The following is a 17,670-nucleotide window of genomic DNA, read 5'->3' on the forward strand; positions in this document are numbered from 1 at the left end:
TTTATTTTGCGCAATCGCATTAATAATATGTATGATAAATGAAAAAAAGATGGGGGACTTAATTGTGAAAACTTTCAACCGCATTGCAACAGAAGATGACCTCAAAGCGATCGTTGATATCTACAATTCAACCATTGCTTCAAGAGAAGTGACCGCTGATACAGAACCAGTTTCTGTTGAGGACCGCCGACAATGGTTTTTGAATCATTCCGAAAAAAGACCTCTCTATGTGAAAACAGATGAGGATGGAATTATCTACGGCTGGCTGAGCTTTGAAACATTTTACGGTAGACCTGCATACAACGGGACCGTTGAAATGAGTATCTATTTAAACCAAGACTATCGTGGAAAAGGCTTAGGCTCACTTTTCTTACAAGAAGCCATTGAGTTAGCACCGTCATTAGGCATTCGAACGTTACTTGCCTTTATTTTCGGGCACAACGAAGCCAGCATTCGACTATTTAAAAAGCACGGCTTTGAGACATGGGGCCACCTGCCACGCATCGCAGAAATGGACGGCAGCAGATACGATTTAGATATCCTAGGAAAAGAATTATAAAACGAGCGTCTCCCTGACAAAGAGACGCTTTTTTATGACGCATGTAACAGCTGTTCAAACTGTTTCGCATTTTGAAGAGATTTTCTTTGCAGAATGATACCATGTTCATCAATGAGAATTGCTTGTGGAACAACCGTTACCCCATACAGCTCCATAATTTGTGAAGAACGCGTATACACAGCCTGGGACGGCAGCAATTCAAGGATCGGCGTATCATCCGCCTGCTCATCTCCATTAATAATAATGAATTGAGTATCATCGCTAGCGATTTGCTGCTGCAGATCTGCCAAAATACTTTTGCACGTCATACAAGTAGAATTCACAAATAACAGCATCACAGCACTCCCACTTTGAAAATATTCCTTCAAAATGACCTTCTCCCCTAAATGGGAATAGCTTCGAAATAACGGTGCAGGATCCCCCACATCTGCTTCCTTTAATTCAATTCCATCAAGGGTTTTAATTTTATTCATAAATTTTCCGATAAAACGGGCGAGCAAAAATATCACAGCCAGCTGAGCAATGACAATGAATAACACAATAATCAATAGAATATCTGTCATTTCACATCGTCTCCTTCTATAAATAATTCAAATTGATTGATCCATTTTCTTTGAAACATTAAGACTTCTTGACCCACCGCTATCATGAAAGAGACAGCCACGGCAATGAGAAAACAAATGATGTTATATTGCCATGGAATGGTTTCTGCATAGGAATGCACATAAAACAATCCGATCACAAGAGCCAGCATCGACACATTGCGAATCACAATTCCCCAGTGAAGGCGTTCATTATCAAGCAGTCCACCACAGCCGCAAGAAATATCACGATATCCTCTCAATAAATTGAAGGTCACTGCTCCAGTATAAATACATAAAAGTGCTGTAAGACCAATCGCAGGTAAAAGAGTCATGTGCCATATGAACAGATAACCAGTACAAACCAATTCAGCAGTTAAAAACAAATAAAACATGGGTGCCGTGAAAGAAGGAGGCAGCAGCTGATAAGCATCCATCTGCTGCATATGTGCCGTCTGTTTTTTCACTTTATCAAACCATGCACCCGCAAAAATGATCCCTAGTAAATAGACACCTATATAATAAAAGACACTCACCTTACGCCATCTCCTTTTGTTGAAATAATTGAGATTGTGCCTCGTAAAGCCTTTTGTACTCTCCGTTCAACACCATCAGTTCATTATGGTTCCCCTCTTCAACGAAAGCACCATCTTTCATTACGATTATACGGTCTGCTAAACGGGCCGCTCCCATTCGATGTGTGATAAACAAGACACCCTGATCCTGCGTGTGATCGAATAGCTTTCGAATGAGTGAAATTTCCGAGAGTGGATCAAGAGCAGAAGTCGGTTCATCTAAAATGATAAAATCACTCTCTCTAAAGAAGGTTCTAGCCATCGCGAGCTTTTGCCATTGTCCGCCAGACAGTTCATGTCCTTCTTCAAAAAACCGTCCAAGCTGTGCATCATACATTTCTTCCATTTGATGAATTCTTTTCTCTATGCCTGCTTGCCGTGCAGCTGAGATCATCCGCTCTTCCTCGTCCATATGATCAATACGGCCAAACCCGATGTTTTCTTTCACAGTGAACTCGTACTTCATAAAATCTTGAAAAAGAACAGCCATTCTCGCATGGTATGACTTTTTATGAATGGTAGAAATAGACTCACCGTTGACTTTTTGCATATTCGGCTGATCTGGATCATATAAACCGGTCAAACATTTGATCAAGGTGGTTTTACCTGATCCGTTATCCCCCACCAATGCAATACGTTCACCTTTATTGATATGAAAATGTATATGTTCAATGGCAGGTGTTTTCATATTCGGATAAGTAAATGAGAGATTTTCAAGTGTAATGGACTGAATAGACTCGATCTTCTGAAGCGATGCCCCTTCTTCTGTCTGCTCATGAATTTCTTCTTCTCTCTTTTGAAAAGCTCTCATTTCATCAACATAAAGACTTGTTTCATATAAACTAGAACATTCTCTTGTTAAGTCCTGAAAACCACTTTGGATGTTTTGCACCGCTTGCAGCACAGCGACAAATGTCCCGGCAGCTAATTTTTTTTGAAAAATAAGAAAGACAATAAAAAGACCGCAGCATACATAGGAAAATGTCATAAGCAACCCGCCCGCCATCTCCCAGCGAACTTGCCGCTTAAGCAGTTTATATTTTTCATCTGCACTTTTTACATAATGACCTTTCCATTTCTGAAGAAGATAATTCCCGATTCCATATAAACGGATTTCCTTCAATGAATCTCGTTGCGCGACAAGATCGGACACATACATTTCTCTGCGGTCATTGGCAGTTAACATGCGGTTTAATTGATAACGCGCTCCTCCAAAGAAAAGCTCAATCCATAAGACAGGCAGGGTAAACACGATCAGAATAACCGCCAAGCCCCAATGGATACCGATCATATAGATAAGAAGTGATACAACAGTAATCAATGCGCTCATGATTGTAAAGATACTTCTAACCATACTCAGAACATGCTGATGACTGTTCATCACACGTTGACTTTCATTGTAAAAAGACGGGTGTTCAAATGTAATAAACGGCAGCCTGATCGCCTTTTGAAGCAATTCACCCTTCAAATGCAGACCAATCAAATTTGTCGCTTTCTGCTGGCTAAGCTGAAGAACGAATTGAAGCCCATATCCTAAAACCACAATGACCATTTGCAGTCCAAATAACCACAAAACCTTTTGAATGTCTCCTGAAGACGTCATGAATAAAATAATTTCATTAATCAAAGTTTGAATAATCCAGACACTAGCCAAAGGCATAAAACCAACGATCACTTGGATCAATAAGGTAAGAAGAAGATAAGATCGACTTCTTTTCCAAGTATAGGAGATTGCATATAGACAATGGTTCACTGTACTCATCAAACGCTCCACCTTACACCATTTAGTATAATTGACATATTTTTGATATTTGTATTATGATAGCTTTGCGTAACTTCACTCTGAGAGGACGATATACGATGAATTCAATCTTACTTTTACAGCTCACTCTTATTCTTTGCAGCCTATTATTAACGATCGGAGTCATCATCTATTTAAAACAACAAATGGAACTGATCATCTTACCGATACAGCATGTTGGACAAAAACTAGTGCATCCGCTGCTTGAAAAACCATCACCTATTCCAGTAAATGATTTACTGCAAACCAACAGTAAGCAGCAGCTGCTTATTTTCACTGATACATCATGTCCGCATTGCATTCCATCACTTGAACAATTCCTAGAAACGAAAAAGCAGCGTAAATTAGACGTTTCATTTAGTATTTTGCTAAAGAATGGGCAAACAGAGGATCAAGAATTATATCGTGATAATAAAACCAACATGCGAATTATCCCAGTGGACGAACAAATGATAGACACATTCCAAATTGAAGAATTTCCGTATTACATCATGGTAGAAGAAGATGAAATCATCTCATATGCAGCACCTTTTCCGGATGGTCTTTATTCAAGGATATCTGCAAAATAAAGATAAATGAGGCATGTGAAGAATATCAAACACATGCCTCATTTTTTTATTGTAGATCTGAGTGAACATCTAGATCTTTTTCCCCTGCAGCAGCTTCACTTGCTTCATCTGAAACCTGTTCCTCAGCTTGTTCAAACTCACTCCGTGCCTCGTTTGAAATGTCTACTTGGTCACCATGATGATTCACAGTAACAGACGAAGAAGACGTCTCTTTTTGAGCCTCTTTCTCTAGTTCCTTTAATTTAGAAACATGAAGTTCCAAATCTTTACCTTGCTGAACTAAAGTAAGTTGTTGAAATAATGCCTTTCTCTCTTCTGGAGAATGGTCACCTTGAACAATTTGAGCCGCTTGGGTTAAAAAAGAATTTGATGATTGACCCGCTTGACGCCTATTTGACGTCTGCATAGCATTTGTTAAGAATGAAATTGAAGATATGCTCATGCGTTCACATCCTATTAAATAAGATACTTAAATTTAACAGCCACATCTAACGCGTTCTTGACTAGTACAAATCTCACCTGTGTCACGATCCACGTAGTAACGGAAAGTTCCAACACCTTGAAGGAAACAAGTCGGTGCTGATTTACATGAAGTGACTAATTTTTGCAAAATACATCTTGCAGCTGCAGGTTGAACATTGGTCATTTTGTTTAAGAAACGATCTAACATATGAATTCCACCTTCCAATTTTTATGGTAATACAACACAATAATAACCAATTACAAGACAACTAACAACATATTTTGATAAATTTACTAATTATTTTTTACTATCAATCTTGTTTATGACATAATTTGTCGATAATTTTAATAGTAAATGTTACTTTTTTCTTATTTGGAAATAATTTATTTATCCATAAATAGTGAAGTGAAGATAGAAACATTTTCATTAATCAACATTCACTCTTCCTAAAGCACTACTTACTCAAGTATGATAAAGAGTGAATACATAAAGGAGTGAACACCAATGCAACAAACTGAGAAAATCATTCAATCTCTTCATTCAATCGTAAAGTGGGGAAAGGTTGGTAGTATCTTTCTCTATATTTCAGGCGGTCTGGCTATTCTTATTGGTTTTTGGCTTGTTCTTCCTGCAGCCCTTGGCGTCTTCCTCATTATGATGGGAATCCATGTACAAAAATCTGTAAAAGCAGCTGAACAATTGATTCAGGCTCCTGATACTTCTTACGAAGAATTATTAGAACAATACGCTAAGATGATGAAAATGCAGACACTGTTTGCCATTTCAAGTATTGCCGCAGTTATTCTTTCATTCATTGCCATTGTTTTGATGCTTATACTAGGCGGGTTAGCCTTCCTCCAAGAAATTCCTTATGATGTCCAGCAGTATGAAGGTGATTACGAACAAGAACTCGGTGACTTTTATTAATGGAGTGGGGTATCAATGGTCGTTCGATACCCCTTTTGTTTTTATCATTTGGCTTGGATTATCCCCCTATGCTTGACATTCAGTCTTGTTCATTTTAAAATACAAATCGTAACTATTACGAATTAAAGGAGGATCCTATTACTTATGCGCGTGAAAATTACGTTAGCCTGTACTGAAACAGGTGACAGAAACTACATCACAACAAAAAATAAAAGAACGAATCCCGACCGATTGGAGTTAAAAAAATATTCTCCTCGATTAAAGAAATATACCCTTCATAGAGAAACAAAATAATTTTTTAGATCATAAATCGTAATGATTACTTTTTAAGTGAGGCGGAAAACAAAATGATCGTTTTCAAAAGGACAAAAACAAATGAATAAGCGTATACCTGTTACAGTATTAAGCGGCTTTTTAGGAGCAGGAAAAACAACGATATTAAATCATGTTCTTCAAAATCGCAAAGGATTAAAAGTGGCTGTGATCGTCAATGACATGAGCGAAATTAATATTGATGCAGAACTAGTCAAACAAGGCGGTGAGCTTTCTCGATCAGATGAGAAACTAGTTGAATTATCTAACGGTTGTATTTGCTGCACTTTGCGAGAAGACTTGTTAATCGAAGTAGAACGCCTTTGTAAGGCAGGTAATATCGATTATATTGTCATTGAATCAACCGGAATTAGTGAACCAATTCCCGTCGCTCAAACGTTTTCTTATATTGATGAAGAAATGGGCATAGATTTGACCCGCTTTTGCCGTCTAGATACGATGGTCACAGTAGTAGATGCAAATCGCTTCTGGACTGATTTCCAGTCAGGAGAGAGTTTATTAGATCGTAAAGAAGCGGTTTCCGATGACGACGAACGAGAAATTTCAGATTTACTCATTGATCAAATTGAATTTTGTGACGTGCTCATTATCAATAAATGTGATCTAGTATCGCCCTCAGAGTTAGATCGACTTGAGCATGTTCTGAACAAACTACAACCAGAAGCATCTATCATCAGAACCTCACAAGGTAAAGTACAGCCAGATGACATTTTGAATACTGGTTTATTCGACTTTGAAAAATCAAGCGCTTCTGCTGGATGGATCAAAGAGATTAACGCAGGACATGCTCAGCATACGCCGGAAACAGAAGAATACCAAATTTCATCCTTTGTTTACGAAAGAAGACTCCCTTTTCATACAGGCAGGCTGAATAATTGGTTAGATCAGATGCCTGAGCAGGTCGTTCGTGCGAAAGGTTTTACTTGGCTTGCCACACATCATGATTTAACCATTTTAATTTCACAAGCTGGGAAATCTGTTGCGATTGAACCAATTGCATACTGGATTGCTGCTTTGCCTGAGCAAGAAAAAACACGGATATTAAATCAGGAACCAGAGCTTCTAGATGAGTGGGATGCAGAGTTTGGTGATCGTCATACAAAACTTGTGTTTATCGGTGTGGATTTGCCTAAAGCAGAAATTATTCGCACTCTTGATCAATGCTTGCTCACACCTGAGGAATTTGATCAAGATTGGACTACATTTGAAGATCCCTTTCAATGGAAAATACAAAATTAGGCCAGGAGGGTTTTAATTGGCAAAGAAATCTAAGATTGCTAAAGAAAAAAAACGACAGCAGCTTGTATTGAAATATGCAGAATTAAGGAAAGAGTTAAAAGAAAAAGGTGACTATGAAGCTTTACGGAAATTACCTAGAGACTCTTCCCCTACCCGCTTAAAAAACCGTTGTGAATTAACCGGCCGTCCAAGAGGTTACTTAAGGAAATTCAAAATGTCTAGGATTGCTTTTCGTGAACTTGCCTATAAGGGTCATATCCCTGGGGTGAAAAAATCGAGCTGGTAAAGAATGATTTGATCTTATCACAGCACTCGGAAAAGTAAAGCGGCACAAAAGGATGAAAAATCTATTTTCAAGTCTTATCTCATGCTTTTTGAAGTTCAAAATAGGCATTTAAAAACCAGCAGAGATTCTGCTGGTTTTTTATACTGAATGAGTTCATAAGATAAAATAACCTTTTCTCAAAAAAGGATTTTCAACAATGATTATGCCATTTTTCCTTCTTTTCAAAAATACCTGATCATGATACTTTGTTGTCATTATCCACCGATATATGACATTTCAACCTTTTTCTGATCTTTTGTCTGCTCTCTCTCAGCTGAATATTGATCATGTCTATTCGACCATAGTTCCTTTAACAAGTTTGCTAACTCTTCATTATCTTTTGTCGTACGAATCATCCGTTTCAGATCAAAACCCGATGATGCAAACAGACATGTAAACAATTCCCCGCGTGCAGATAGCCTTGCTCTGTTACATGTTCCGCAAAAAGCATCTGAAACGGAAGAAATAATGCCTATCTCTCCTGAACCATCTTTGTAAAAAAATCGGTTGGCTACTTCACCTGTATATTGAGGAGGTTCAGGTTTGATAGGATATGTTGAATCAATTAATTCAATTATTTCATTCTTTGTCATGACACGTTCTAGATTCCATTTATTCGTATTACCGACATCCATAAACTCGATAAACCTGAGAACGTGTCCTTCTTTTCTAAAGTAAGCCGCCATTGGTAGGACATCCTGATCATTCACACCTTTTTGAACAACCATATTAATCTTGATAGCAAGTCCAGCCTTTTTTGCCGCCTCAATGCCATCAAACACTTTTTGGATAGAAATGTGCCTTCCGTTCATTTGCTTAAAACGATCGGGATTTAATGAATCTAAACTAATGGTGACTCTATTAAGACCAGCTCTCTTTAACTGATCAGCATATAAAGGTAAAAGCGTTCCATTGGTTGTCATCGCAATGTCTTCAATCCCTGGAATTTTTGCGAGCTTTTCTATTAAGACAGGCAGATCCTTCCGCATTAAAGGTTCCCCGCCCGTGATGCGTATTTTTACCACACCTAGATTCTTTACAAAAAGGGTAGCAAGTCGTTCAATTTCTTCGAAAGTAAGCAGTTCTTCTTTTTTCAAGAAAGGATAATCTGGTCCAAAAATTTCAGCAGGCATACAGTACGTACATCTAAAGTTACAGCGATCAGTTACTGATATTCTTAAATCGCGCAATGGTCGATGTCTTTTATCTAAAATACTGTCCATACTTTGCCTCCTATTCTGTAATACGCTGAGGATGAGTGTAAATATTAAAGGATTTTCCTCTGACGAATCCAACTGTCGTAATATTTAATTCTTCTGCCATTTGAAGCGCTAGCTCAGTAGGTGCTGATTTTGAAATGACGATAGAGACTCCTAGTTTTGCTGCCTTCAATAGAACTTCTGACGATATCCGGCCGCTAAACACAAGAATTTTATCTCTAAGTGGGATTCGCTGGAGTAAACAATATCCATAAATTTTATCTAAAGCATTATGTCTTCCTATATCAGTTCTAGTGATGAATAGCTTCTCTGTGTCACACAGTCCAGCATTATGCACTCCGCCAGTATGTTGAAATAATTGACTTTCTTCTTGCAAACATTTCATGAGATGCATACAGGTTTCAGCAGAAATACTAATTCGATCAATGGCTGTTTTTGCCGTCTTCACATCTTGAAGAAAATAAAAGTGTCTTCCTTTCCCGCAGCATGAACCAATCACTCGTTTTGTAAAATCTGATGAATCAAATCCACTTGAGTGAACTAAATCAACATAGGCAAAACCCATACTTTCATCTATTGTAAACCTTTTAATCTCATTTTCAAATCGAATGACCCCTTCTGAAGCCAAAAAGCCGATAACCAATTCTTTCAGGTGCTCTGGTGAACAAACAAGTGTCACAAATTCTTCTCCATTCACCATCACAGTTAAAGGAAATTCTTCTACAATTTCATCAGATTTGCATGTAAACTGGCCTTCACGGTATTGGTGTATGACTCGTTTCTTTTTAACAGAAGGATTCATTGTATGATCTTCCTTTCAATGCAAATTTAGTTATATGATCCAATCAAATTGTGATATTATTTTAAAAAGTCATGAAAATGTAACATATTTCTATCTTATCAAACTTCTTGATTGCTTTATATGGGGGGAACAAAATGAACAAATCGAAAAATCGCTGGCTCATTGCAACAAGTGCTGTAGGAATTCATTTATCTATTGGGTCCGTTTATGCTTGGAGTGTTTTTACGAATCCTTTACATGAAGCCTTTCAGTGGTCATTAACAGAAATCAGTCTCACCTTCAGTATTGCTATTTTATTTTTAGGTTTATCTGCTGCTTTCATGGGACATTTCGTTGAAAGGTACGGTCCAAAGGCATCAGGGCTCTTCTCAGCTATTTTCTTCGGCATCGGAATGACTGGATCAGGATTCGCTGTCCACATGTCCTCACTGCCTCTCCTCTATTTATTTTATGGTGTACTCGCTGGAATAGGTTTAGGTGTAGGCTATATTGCACCTGTATCAACTCTAGTCAAATGGTTCCCGGATCGAAGAGGGCTTGCAACCGGATTAGCCATTATGGGGTTTGGATTTGCTTCTCTTATTTGTAGCCCAATTATTCAATTTCTCATTGAAAAAGTGAATATCGCAAATACTTTTTATATTCTTGGAATCTCCTATTTTATCATCATGGTGATCTCATCTCTTTATTTATCACCACCAACACCTGATGACGTCAAGCAATTTGACGCATTCAAAACAAAGCAAAGAAAAATTCCTCAAGATTTATCACAGCTTACAGCAAATGAAGCGATCAAGACAAGACGTTTTTATTATTTGTGGCTTATGCTTTTTATTAATATCACTTGCGGAATTGCTATTATTTCAGTAGCGTCACCTCTTGCTCAAGAAAGTGTTGGGTTCACTGCAGGTGCTGCCGCTACTCTTGTGGGCATTTTAGGTGCCTTTAATGGGTTAGGACGAATTGGCTGGGCATCGTTCTCAGATTATATAGGAAGACCGAATACGTACACGATTTTTTTCAGTATCCAGCTCATTGCTTTTCCTTTACTCCCCTATTTAAAAGAACCGCTTATCTTTTCAATCGTCATGGCGATCATTTATACATGCTATGGAGGAGGATTTGCTTCAATTCCAGCCTATATTGGGGATTTGTTTGGTACAAAGCAGCTTGGTGCCATACACGGTTATATTCTGACGGCTTGGGCCGCTGCGGGTTTAGCAGGACCCCTATTTTCATCCTTCATCCGAGATATAACAGGTAATTACACACAGAGTCTTATGGTGTTCTCTGGCTTATTTTTCATCGCTTTTATCATATCACTTCTTATTCGGAAGGATATTCAGCAGCTGAGAGAAACAAGCCCACCTGCTGCTTCCTCTGTCTCAGCCCGACCTTAATTTGAATTTGACAGAATCACAATCTAAAGGTAATTTTTAGATATGAAAACGCTTTACAAAGTAATAGGAGGGTGATGATCTCATGGGGAAAACTAAACATAAGGGGCCTGTTAAACTCAATAAAAAACCCTCACCAAAGCTATGGGCCTCTTTTGCACCAATGGGGCTTGGCAAAGTGAAACCGAAACACATTCGAGATACGATGAAAGTAGCATGGGAGAACAAAGATAACCTTCCCTACGCGTACCGTATTTTAACGCAGGGCGTTTGTGACGGCTGTGCCCTTGGCGTCTCAGGACTGTATGATCAAACGCTCGCAGGACCCCATATATGCACTACAAGACTAAATGTACTTCGTCTTAACACAATGCCAGCTATTGATCCAAAATGGTTTGAAGATATTCATCAGCTAAAGCAAATGGACAGTACCTCTCTTCGCAAGCTTGGGCGAATTCCTTATCCATTGCTCCGAAAAAAAGGTGACAATGCCTTTACACGTATTTCTTGGGATAATGCACTAGATCAAATCGCAGCTAAAATTCAATCAATTGATAAACGGCAGCTTGCTTTCTATTTAACCGCCAGAGGAATTACAAATGAAGTTTATTATACCGCTGCAAAGGCAGCTCGATTTATAGGGACCAATCATATTGATAATGCTTCTCGCATTTGCCATTCACCAAGTAAAACCGCTCTTAAACGGTCCCTTGGCATCGGTGCTTCCAGCTGTAATTACAGTGATTGGATTGGAACGGATGTATTAATTTTTTGGGGATCTGTCGCAGCAAACAATCAGCCTGTTTCCACTAAATACATGTACGCTGCTAAAAAGAAAGGGACAAAAATTATTGTCATCAATCCGTATAAAGAGCCTGCCATGGAAAAGTACTGGGTTCCTTCTATTCCAGAGAGTGCTTTATTCGGGACAAAAATTGCGGATGATTTTTACCAAGTCAATATAGGCGGAGATATTGCATTTATGAATGGCGTCATCAAGCATTGGTTTGACATGGAGCAGCATGCTCCTCATTCAGCTCTTGATCACGAATTTATTCAAAACCATACAACAGGCATACAGGATTTAAAACAGCACGTCGCACAGTTGAAGTGGGAGGACCTAGAAGCATCATCAGGTTTATCAAAAGAAAGAATGAAGGATTTTGCAACACTGCTTGCCAATGCTAATTCAGGTGTTTTTATTTGGAGTATGGGCCTTACTCAGCACCGCTTTGCAACTGATAATATATCACAGGTTGCCAACCTTGCCATGCTGCGAGGATTCATTGGCAGAAAACATTGTGGTGTCATGCCAATTCGGGGGCATAGCGGCGTCCAAGGTTCCGGTGAAATGGGCGCTGATCCATTTGTTTTGCCGGGAAGTGATTTTGATGAAGAGAATATTGAAAGAATCGAACATATATGGGGATTTGACATTCCTAAATGGCATGGTGACACCATTGGGCAATCCTTTGAGAAGATGGCTCTCCCAAAAGATCATCCACAAAAACTCAAAATGCTGTTTACGAGTGGTGGAAACTTTTTAGAAACGATGCCAAACCCAGAAGCGATTGAAAAAGCATTATCTGAACTTGAACTCCGTGTCCACCAAGATATCATTTTGAATACCTCTACGCTGGTAGACGCTGAAGAGGCGGTAATTGTGCTGCCTGCTATGACAAGATATGAACAACCAGGCGGCGGCACATCAACCAGTACAGAACGCATGGTATATTTCAGTCCAGAAATTGAAGGACCTCGTATTGAGGAAGCCAGAGCAGAATGGGACATTTATGTTGATCTTGCGAAAAGGGTCCGCCCAGAAGATGCCGAGCTGATTCATTTTGAAACAGCTGAAGACATTCGTCGTGAGATAGCGATGGCCAATCGAAACTATGATGGCATCCAGCATTTACGGCATAAGGGAGACGTGTTTCAATGGGGAGGCGCTTGGCTTTGTGAAGATGGCGTATGTCCAACGCCAGACGGAAAGGGGCATCTGCTTCCTGCTCAGCTGCCTCAATATCGAAAAACCGAAGGACATTTCAATATCACGACAAGAAGAGGAAAGCAATTCAACTCCATGATCTACAGTGAAAAGGATGCCTTTAATGGTGGAAAACGTCATTCTATCCTAATGAATGAAGAAGATGCAAAAGAGCTTTATGTCCAAGAAGGTGATCCAGTTGTTCTCTTTAATCAATATGGATCCTATCAAGGAGTGGCTCAATTCGGAGAGTTAAGACGTGGCAATATCGCAGTTTATTGGCCGGAAGGGAACGTTTTAATTCCTAAAGGTGTGTATGAGAGTTACTCACAGATTCCCGAGTATAATACGGCTGCCATATTAGAAAAAGCCGAAACTTTCCATGCAAGAAAGGATCAGCATTACGTGGAGAAACGAATTGATGAATTAGAAACGACTTTGAATTAATTGTCAACTTAAAAACAGCTGGGGTTGTTTCCCCAGCTGCCATTCACTCTCTACTGACCAAAAGCGCTCGCTTCTTGTTGAAGAATGCGGTTCAATTCTTCGGCATTTGCAGCCGGTTGATACTGTCCTCCACCCGCTTTTGCAACAGATTTTAAACTTTTTACTTCTTTTTCATTTACGTCGAAGCCAATGATATTGACAATTGTATCTATTCCTTCTTCATGTAATTCCTTTGCTGCTTGTGAAGGGCTTCCACCACAAGTTTCTTCACCATCACTGACAACATAAACAATATTTTTCCCTTCAGCCTGGTGATCTTCAAAATCTTGTTTCGTATCAGTTAATGCTTTTGCAAGTGGTGTCCAGCCAGTTGGCTTATACACATTTAGTGCCTGCTGAAATGTTGATGGCTCATATGATCCAAATCCGTAAACGGCTTCAGAACTTGAACAAGAAACGGCTTTCCCTGCATTTTTATTGGTCCCTTCATGACCAAACACACGAAGTAGAACTTGTGTATCTTCTGATAAAATGCTCGCAAAGCTTTGAATAGATCGTTTGGCGATATCGATTTTCTTTTCACCTTCAACTGATTGTGCCATGCTGCCGCTTAAATCGAGTAATATCACCACATGAGCAGGCGGCTCTTGTTTTGTTACAGCATGAGCTGGTGAAGAAAGAAGCAGGACAAGACTAGCCAAAATGGTTAATATGATATTTCTTTTCATCAATAAAAACCTCCATTTTTTACTTTTGTACAGAAAAAGAGAAACGAAAGCATGAATCAATCGTTTCCCTTTTGTTCAGCAAGTTATTCGTGTAGTTTTAATGATTCTGCTGATAAGATAGAACCCATCTCTTTACCAGTGCTTGCTTGGTAGTAATGGCCTTTACCAGCTTTGGCTACTTGCTTCAATTGACCTTCATAGCCATCGTTAAAGTCTAACCCGATCACATTTACAACAGTTGATCCTTTTGAGTTATGCAATTCTTTTGCTACTTTTACTGGATCTCCGCCACAAGTTTCTTCACCATCAGTGATTAAGTACACAATATGCTTTGTTCCTTCAGTAAGCTGCTCATCCGCTTGCTTTGCATTTTCAAGTGCACGTGCAATCGGTGTCCAGCCATTTGGCCCAAGTCCGTTTAAAGAGTTTTCAAAGCTGTCTTTTTCATAAGGCTGTACGCCGTAAACGCCTCTAATGACTTCACATGATTGAGCTTTACCTGAATTTTTGTTGTTTCCTTCAGAACCAAACAAGCTCATACGAATTTTAGCGTCTTTTGGAAGTGATTGAGCAAATTTAAATACCTCTTGTTTGGCGAGATCAAATTTGCGCTCTCCCTCAACTTTTCTTGCCATGCTTCCACTTGCATCAAGCAAGATTGTGACTCTTACATCTTTATTATGTTTTTTGACTGTAGATGCTTCTGCAAATACTGGTGAAGAGATTGACATAGATAATGTCAATACAGCTAAGGTTACGAGTGAGAATACTTTTTTCAACATAATTTTCCTTCCTCCTTATGTATTTAATTGAAACATCTTAATCGTAAAATATTCTGTCTTGGAATGGTATAGGACTCGGTCCCTTTTTCTCTTTCATCAAAATCACTAAAATTCTGTCAGATGTCTAGATATTTTCACCTAACAGACCCTTTATCCTCTCGATTTCTCCTCCTTTTGAGGGGCTTTGTATCGGCCATCAGTTCTTATCGGGACATAAATGTTTAAGTTTTCCTTCGGTGCGTCTTAAGTCGCAATTTGTCACATTCTGTTCAAACCTCTTTGACCACACAAAAAAAATGCCCCATTTCTGAGGCACCTTTGCTTTATTTTTTAGCCATATACGTGTTGAGAAAACGATCGGCTGATTCGATTTGAATTCCTTTATAATAATGTTTCACGATGGCATCTACTTTTTTTCCAGCCTGCGCCATATAATGCGCACCATATTGACTCATGCCTACACCATGACCATATCCTTTTGTTGTAATGACAATCTGCTGGCCCTGGCGTTCCCATGTGAAGTCCGCTGAATGAAGGCCTAGTGATTCTCGAATGTCTCGGCCTGACAGTGTTTTACCGTTGATCACGGCTTTCGCTACTTGGTTTCCTGGTGTCCGTTCTACTATCTGTCCGACCTGGGCCTGCTGAGTGAGCGTCACACCTAATTTTTGCTGAAATTCACTTACCGAGATGGTTTTCTTGTTTTGAAATTTTGGCGATTTTTCGTCCCATTTACTTGAGACACTTTTCAAATAAGGGATTTCGTTTTTCCAATAGGCTTCAGCATTTTCCGTTTTTCCATTACTTGTTGAAAAGAATGAAGCATCAATTGGTTTCTCGTCATAAGTCAGCACTTTTCCTTGTGTGCTGGCGACAGCTTCCGTGACCTTTTTTAATTTCCAATTGTACGCTTTCCCCCAAATTTTCTTGAGTTCTTGTTTGTTTTTGTACACCTGGAACATTTGGGTATCATCTACGAGCGAGCCCTTAGGTGATTTGACGGTCTTATCACTGATCATTTGTCTGACGATATACGTTCTTGCTGCGAGCGCTTGTGCCTTGAGTGCTTCCATTTCAAAATCAGCTGGCATTTCAGATGCTACGACACCGATCACATACTCTTCTAAGGGGATGTTTTCTACCTGCTGATGAGCAGAGCGATAGACGGGGATAGCGACGGGTGATTGCTTCAATTTGACTGAACCCTTCACTTCTTTTTTAACTGATGGTTCCGCTGCTACGTGCTGGCTGGCCGCCGGCTTCCCTTGGAATGTCGGCAACACAAGTAATGTTGGAATCATTAAAATGATGATGCATATTCCTGCGATTGTCCATATCATTGGTTTCATATTTGGCTGCCCCCATTTGTCATTGAATCTCTTTTATCCTATGGGCAGGGACAAGCTAATATGACAGCTTCTTTCATTTAGTGGACAAGTCTTTTATGAAGGTATGAGGCTGTTCTTCAAATGGATTTTACTGTTCGTCTGTATGAATAAAATTTAAGATGGTTGGATACACTAATGATAAGCTTTGTGAAATGAGGCATTCTATGAATCTAAAAAAATCAGCATGCCCAATGGACACACTGATTTCTTTATGATTACGCGTTCAGATCTGATACAACTTGTTCTTGTGTCACATCTGCTGATTCATCGTTTACTCTTTCAATATCTGCACCGATTGCTGCAAGCTTTTGGTGGAAGTTCACATAACCACGGTCAATATGCTTCAACTCTGTGACACGTGTATGACCTTCTGCCACTAATCCAGCAAGTACAAGTGCTGCTCCTGCTCTTAAATCAGTCGCTGCCACTTCAGCACCTTGAAGTTGAACCGGCCCATTGATAATGACAGAGCGACCCTCAATTTTAATATCGCCATTCATGCGGCGGAATTCTTCAGCATGCATAAAGCGGTTTTCAAACACCGTTTCTGTGATCATGCTTGTTCCGTTCGCACGAAGCAATAGCGCCATCATCTGAGATTGCATATCCGTTGGGAACCCAGGATGCGGCATTGTTTTTAGATCGATTGGCTTGAGCTCAGATGGTCCAATGACTCTTAAACCTTCTTCTTCTTCAATGATCTGAATACCCATTTCTTCCATTTTTGCAACAAGTGATGTCATGTGCTCTGGCACTGCGCCTTTTACAAGAACATTTCCTTCTGTAATGGCTGCTGCCACCATGAAAGTACCTGCTTCAATTCTGTCAGGGATGATGTTGTGTTTTGCACCGTGAAGTGTTTCCACACCTTCGATTTTGATTGTACCAGTACCAGCACCGCGAACCTTACCGCCCATGGCATTGATGTAGTTTGCTAAATCAACAATTTCAGGTTCTTTTGCTACGTTTTCTAAAATTGTTGTTCCTTCCGCTAATGCTGCTGCCATGATGATGTTTTCAGTTGCCCCTACACTTGGGAAATCCAAATAGATTTTTGCACCTTTTAAACGGCCTTTTACTTCAGCCTCGATGAAACCATTACCTACTTGAATTTTAGCTCCCATTGCTTCAAAGCCTTTTAAATGCTGATCAATTGGTCTTGAACCAATTGCACAGCCTCCAGGTAATGCAACTCTTGCATGACCTGTTCTTGCTAAAAGTGGTCCCATGACAAGCACGGATGCTCTCATTTTACGGACATACTCAAACGGAGCCTCAGTTTCTAGTGCATGAGATGCATCAACTGATACTTCGTTATTTTCAAAATGTACTTCTGCTCCTAAATGACGTAACACTTCATTGATTGTATATACATCGGAGAGCGTAGGTACATCACAAATTACGCTTTTTTCTGTACTTGCTAACAAAGATGCAGCGATAACTGGTAAAACGGCATTTTTTGCGCCTTCTACTTTAACTGTGCCGTTTAACTTTTGACCGCCGCGGACGATGATTTTTTCCAAGGTCTTCCCCTCCGCGTCCCAAAT

19 protein-coding genes are annotated in these 17,670 nt (G+C 39.5%); 8 read left to right on the forward strand and 11 right to left on the reverse strand.

Annotation, left to right across the window (positions count from 1 at the left end; all coding sequences use genetic code 11):
• Positions 1 to 49: 49 nt before the first annotated feature.
• On the forward strand, positions 50 to 559 hold the full coding sequence (locus QSJ46_RS02775; protein ID WP_047202534.1) for a GNAT family N-acetyltransferase: 510 nt from the start codon (positions 50 to 52) through the stop codon (positions 557 to 559).
• A gap of 32 nt (positions 560 to 591) precedes the next feature.
• Here QSJ46_RS02775 and QSJ46_RS02780 read toward each other — a convergent pair whose 3' ends face one another.
• The 3 genes from QSJ46_RS02780 to QSJ46_RS02790 are packed head-to-tail and all read right to left on the reverse strand — an operon-like array spanning position 592 to position 3,477.
• Positions 592 to 1,122, reverse strand: a complete 531-nt coding sequence (locus tag QSJ46_RS02780; protein ID WP_047202535.1) for a TlpA family protein disulfide reductase — start codon at positions 1,120 to 1,122, stop codon at positions 592 to 594.
• Positions 1,119 to 1,676: a MauE/DoxX family redox-associated membrane protein gene (locus QSJ46_RS02785; RefSeq protein WP_285604250.1), complete on the reverse strand. Its 558-nt coding sequence runs from the start codon at positions 1,674 to 1,676 to the stop codon at positions 1,119 to 1,121. The genes QSJ46_RS02780 and QSJ46_RS02785 overlap by 4 nt, the downstream gene beginning before the upstream one ends.
• 1 nt (position 1,677) lies before the next feature.
• Positions 1,678 to 3,477, reverse strand: a complete 1,800-nt coding sequence (locus tag QSJ46_RS02790; RefSeq protein WP_285604251.1) for an ABC transporter ATP-binding protein — start codon at positions 3,475 to 3,477, stop codon at positions 1,678 to 1,680.
• Positions 3,478 to 3,575: 98 nt separating this feature from the next.
• On the opposite strand from QSJ46_RS02790, the gene QSJ46_RS02795 reads away from it, so the two are divergent.
• On the forward strand, positions 3,576 to 4,085 hold the full coding sequence (locus tag QSJ46_RS02795; RefSeq protein WP_107162947.1) for a thioredoxin domain-containing protein: 510 nt from the start codon (positions 3,576 to 3,578) through the stop codon (positions 4,083 to 4,085).
• A 46-nt stretch (positions 4,086 to 4,131) separates the two neighbouring features.
• Here QSJ46_RS02795 and QSJ46_RS02800 read toward each other — a convergent pair whose 3' ends face one another.
• Both QSJ46_RS02800 and QSJ46_RS02805 read right to left on the reverse strand, forming a co-directional pair.
• Positions 4,132 to 4,527 carry a hypothetical protein gene (locus QSJ46_RS02800; RefSeq protein ID WP_285604252.1) on the reverse strand — a complete coding sequence of 132 codons (396 nt, stop codon included), beginning with the start codon at positions 4,525 to 4,527 and terminating at the stop codon, positions 4,132 to 4,134.
• A 33-nt stretch (positions 4,528 to 4,560) separates the two neighbouring features.
• Positions 4,561 to 4,755, reverse strand: coding sequence for a hypothetical protein (locus tag QSJ46_RS02805; RefSeq protein WP_073978875.1), 195 nt, complete (start codon positions 4,753 to 4,755; stop codon positions 4,561 to 4,563).
• 297 nt (positions 4,756 to 5,052) lie between these two features.
• Here QSJ46_RS02805 and QSJ46_RS02810 point away from each other — a divergent pair, with 297 nt between their 5' ends.
• The 4 genes from QSJ46_RS02810 to rpsN all read left to right on the forward strand — a co-directional run bounded on the left by QSJ46_RS02810 (position 5,053) and on the right by rpsN (position 7,333).
• Positions 5,053 to 5,475: a DUF5362 family protein gene (locus QSJ46_RS02810; protein WP_039182073.1), complete on the forward strand. Its 423-nt coding sequence runs from the start codon at positions 5,053 to 5,055 to the stop codon at positions 5,473 to 5,475.
• A gap of 144 nt (positions 5,476 to 5,619) precedes the next feature.
• A complete protein-coding gene (gene rpmG, locus QSJ46_RS02815; RefSeq protein WP_003214771.1) occupies positions 5,620 to 5,769 on the forward strand; it encodes a 50S ribosomal protein L33 in 150 nt (49 codons plus the stop codon).
• An 81-nt stretch (positions 5,770 to 5,850) separates the two neighbouring features.
• Complete coding sequence (locus QSJ46_RS02820) at positions 5,851 to 7,047, forward strand: GTP-binding protein (protein ID WP_047202541.1); 1,197 nt, start codon at positions 5,851 to 5,853, stop codon at positions 7,045 to 7,047.
• Between the two features lie 16 nt (positions 7,048 to 7,063).
• Complete coding sequence (gene rpsN, locus QSJ46_RS02825; protein ID WP_025093900.1) at positions 7,064 to 7,333, forward strand: 30S ribosomal protein S14; 270 nt, start codon at positions 7,064 to 7,066, stop codon at positions 7,331 to 7,333.
• Positions 7,334 to 7,587: 254 nt separating this feature from the next.
• On the opposite strand, the gene moaA is transcribed toward rpsN, so the two are convergent.
• The gene (gene moaA / locus QSJ46_RS02830) at positions 7,588 to 8,595 is read right to left on the reverse strand and encodes a GTP 3',8-cyclase MoaA (RefSeq protein ID WP_285604253.1); all 1,008 of its coding nucleotides are present in this window, start codon (positions 8,593 to 8,595) and stop codon (positions 7,588 to 7,590) included.
• A 10-nt stretch (positions 8,596 to 8,605) separates the two neighbouring features.
• Positions 8,606 to 9,394, reverse strand: coding sequence for a formate dehydrogenase accessory sulfurtransferase FdhD (fdhD, locus tag QSJ46_RS02835; protein WP_047202543.1), 789 nt, complete (start codon positions 9,392 to 9,394; stop codon positions 8,606 to 8,608).
• A 134-nt stretch (positions 9,395 to 9,528) separates the two neighbouring features.
• Between fdhD and QSJ46_RS02840 the strand changes: the two genes are divergently transcribed.
• Together QSJ46_RS02840 and QSJ46_RS02845 are read left to right on the forward strand one after the other, a co-directional pair.
• Entirely contained in the window at positions 9,529 to 10,794 is a 1,266-nt protein-coding gene (locus QSJ46_RS02840; RefSeq protein WP_047202544.1) for an L-lactate MFS transporter, read from the forward strand.
• A gap of 82 nt (positions 10,795 to 10,876) precedes the next feature.
• Positions 10,877 to 13,225: an FdhF/YdeP family oxidoreductase gene (locus tag QSJ46_RS02845; RefSeq protein ID WP_047202545.1), complete on the forward strand. Its 2,349-nt coding sequence runs from the start codon at positions 10,877 to 10,879 to the stop codon at positions 13,223 to 13,225.
• Between the two features lie 50 nt (positions 13,226 to 13,275).
• Here QSJ46_RS02845 and QSJ46_RS02850 read toward each other — a convergent pair whose 3' ends face one another.
• The 4 genes from QSJ46_RS02850 to murA all read right to left on the reverse strand — a co-directional run bounded on the left by QSJ46_RS02850 (position 13,276) and on the right by murA (position 17,646).
• Positions 13,276 to 13,953, reverse strand: a complete 678-nt coding sequence (locus tag QSJ46_RS02850) for a VWA domain-containing protein (RefSeq protein WP_285604254.1) — start codon at positions 13,951 to 13,953, stop codon at positions 13,276 to 13,278.
• Positions 13,954 to 14,036: 83 nt separating this feature from the next.
• Positions 14,037 to 14,735, reverse strand: a complete 699-nt coding sequence (locus tag QSJ46_RS02855) for a VWA domain-containing protein (RefSeq protein ID WP_039182096.1) — start codon at positions 14,733 to 14,735, stop codon at positions 14,037 to 14,039.
• 323 nt (positions 14,736 to 15,058) lie between these two features.
• The gene (spoIID, locus tag QSJ46_RS02860; RefSeq protein ID WP_041087858.1) at positions 15,059 to 16,084 is read right to left on the reverse strand and encodes a stage II sporulation protein D; all 1,026 of its coding nucleotides are present in this window, start codon (positions 16,082 to 16,084) and stop codon (positions 15,059 to 15,061) included.
• 254 nt (positions 16,085 to 16,338) lie between these two features.
• Entirely contained in the window at positions 16,339 to 17,646 is a 1,308-nt protein-coding gene (gene murA / locus QSJ46_RS02865; protein ID WP_024423722.1) for a UDP-N-acetylglucosamine 1-carboxyvinyltransferase, read from the reverse strand.
• Positions 17,647 to 17,670 lie beyond the last annotated feature (24 nt).

It is taken from the genome of Bacillus sp. YKCMOAS1 (genome assembly GCF_030268125.1).
Classification (GTDB): domain Bacteria; phylum Bacillota; class Bacilli; order Bacillales; family Bacillaceae; genus Bacillus; species Bacillus safensis.